The sequence below is a fragment of the Burkholderia sp. genome, assembly GCF_018375725.1.
In the GTDB taxonomy this organism is placed as follows: domain Bacteria; phylum Pseudomonadota; class Gammaproteobacteria; order Burkholderiales; family Burkholderiaceae; genus Burkholderia.
Window position 1 is genome coordinate 1 of record NZ_JAHACR010000422.1, and the last position, 2,740, is coordinate 2,740.

Annotated in this window: 1 protein-coding gene; it reads left to right on the forward strand. The window is 71.0% G+C overall.

Annotated elements, in window-relative coordinates; genetic code table 11:
- Window positions 1-2,740, forward strand: a 2,740-nt coding sequence (locus KH616_RS23810) for a hypothetical protein (protein ID WP_292253532.1), incomplete at both ends; no start/stop codon positions are given.

Sequence of the window (2,740 nt, forward strand, 5' to 3'; positions counted from 1 at the left end):
CCTTCCACCCCGCGTACGCGCAATTGCGGATCGACGACCTGCGCATCGACCGCCTGACGATCCACGACGCCGGTTCGACCACCGTACTCGACAATCTCGCCCTGAACGGCCGCAGCGACGGCCGTCATCATCAACTCGCATTGCGCCGGCTCGACACGCCGTTCGGCGCGCTGACCGCGCGTGCGAAGCTCGACGGGATGCGGCCGTTCGCGCTGACGGGCGACGTGACCTACGCGGGCAAGCTGGCCGACGAGCCGGTCGACGCGCGTGCGCGCGTGTCGGGCTCGCTCGCGGCGCTGACCGCCGATGTCAACGCGAACGGTCTCAAGCTGAGCGGGCGCGCGCACGTCGAGGCCGCGCCGTTCTCGGCCGTGCCGCTCACGCGCGCGTCGCTTGCGTTCGATCACGTGAATCCGCAGGCGATCTCGCCGGGCGCGCCGGCCGCCGATCTCGCGGTGCGCGCGGCACTCGCCCCGGCGCCGGCCGACCCCGCGCATCCGCGTGCGTTCGCGGTGACGGGCCCGGTATCGATCGTCAATGCGAAGCCCGGCACGCTCGGCGAACATCTGCTGCCGGTCGCCGAGGCGCATGCGAACGTGCGGCTCGACGGACATGCGCAGCGCGTCGACGGGCTGACCGTGGCGCTGATCCGTGGCGGCAGCGTGACGGGCGGCGGCGCGCTCACGGCCGGCAAGGGCCGGTTCGACCTGAAAGTCGTCAATCTCGACCTGAATGCCTTTGTCGCCAAGCTGCGGCCGATGCGGCTCGGCGGGCCGGTCGGCATTGCGCTTGCGGGCAACACCAAAACGGTCGATTTCGACCTGGCCGACCCGGCGCTTGGGCTTGGCGCGCGCGCGAAGATCGCGCTGACGCCGCAGCAGACCGTACTGACCGACACGCGCGTCAGCGCGGGCAAGGGGCATATCGACCTGACGGGCGTATTCCGTCACGACGCGCATGCGAGCTATGACGCGAAGGCGACGCTGACCGGTTTCGATCCGCTGCTGCTGGCCGCAATGAATGCCCCGAAGGCGGCCTCCGGCCGCGCGGGCGCCGCCAAACCCGCACCTGCGCGGCGCGGCGATACGCGGGTCAACGGCGTGTTGACCGCGTCCGGCGCGTTCGAGCCGGGATTCTCGACGAAGGCCACGTTCAAGCTCGGCGACAGTCTGTACGACGGCGTGCCGCTGACCGGACAGGGCGTCGTGCAACTCGCCGGCGCGCGGATCCTGCTGAGCAACGCGACGCTGTCGATTGCAGGCAACCGCGTCGATCTGCATGGCAGTTTCGGCGCGCCTGGCGACCGGCTGCGCTTTGCGGTCGATGCGCCGCAGCTCGACCGTCTCGGTTTCGGCATCGCGGGGCTCGTCGAGGCGCAGGGCGATCTGACCGGCAGCTTTTCGCACCCGAATATCGCCGGCACCTACAAGGCCGCCGGCGTCGTCTTCGGCGATAACCGGATCGGCGCCGCGCAGGGCCGTGCCGATATCCGCGACGGCGCGCACGGTGCGCTCGTCTTGACCGCCGATGCGAGCAATGTGGTGCTCGGCTCGATCCAGTTGAAGACATTGCGCGCGAACCTCGACGGCACGCGCGCGAAGCACACGCTCGACGCGTCGGCAGTTGGCATGGCCGATGGCCGCGTGATCGACCTGACGGTCGCGGCGCACGGCGGGTTGGTGGAGGGCCGCGACGGAACCGGCTGGGGCGGCACCGTGACACGCCTCGCCAACCGCGGCACGCCGGCCTTCGCGCTGCAGGCCCCGCTGAGCGTGTCGGCGGCTGCCGGGCGCGTGACGCTGGGTGCCGCGCGGCTGACGCTGGAAGGCGCGGCGATCGACCTGAAGTCGTTCGCGTTCGACCACGGCCAGCTGCGCTCCGCGGGCACGGTCAACGGTTTTTCGGTCGCGCGCTTCCTCGAGGTGCGCCGGGAACTGACCGGCAAGCGGCCGCCCGTGCGCACCGACGTCATGCTCGATGCGGACTGGGATTTCTCGCTCGGCGCCACCGCGACCGGCTATCTGCAGGTCAAGCGGCGCAGCGGCGACGTGACGGTCGAAACGGCGCGCGGCATTGCGTCGCTCGGCCTGGCCGACCTGTCCGCGCGTGCCGTGTTCGGCGCGGGCAACCGGTTGAACGTGAGCGTGCAAGGGAAGGCGAGCCGGGTCGGCACCGTCGACGCGAGCGTCGCGGTCCCGTTCGCCCCGCGCGATGGCGTGCTGGCGCTCGCGGAGGACGGTGCGTTGTCCGGCCGCATCGACGCGGACATTCCGTCGCTGAAGGCGACCGGCAACCTGTTCGGGCCGAGCTATCTGCTCGGCGGGCGCGCGGCGCTCAGGCTGACGGTCGCCGGCACGCCGGCAAAGCCGAACGTGTCCGGGCAGCTGACGGGCGACGACCTGTCGGCGACGCTCGTCGATCAGGGCGTGCAGCTGAAGGACGGGATCGTGCGCGTTAAGCTGTCGGAAAACCTCGTCGAATTCCAGCAGGTCGAGTTCCATGGCGGCAACGGCACGCTGCGCGCGATCGGCCGCGTGCGGCTCGACGGCGAGGCGCCTGACCTGACCGCGAGCATCGTGGCGGACAAGCTCGAACTGTTCGCCGCGCCGGACCGCAAGCTGTCGCTGTCGGGCAAGGCGACGGTCGCCAACGAAGGGCCGCGCGGCGCGCTCGCGATCGACGGCAAGTTCGTCGTCGACCGTGCGCTGTTCGACCTGCCGGTCATCTACTGCGCGGCCAA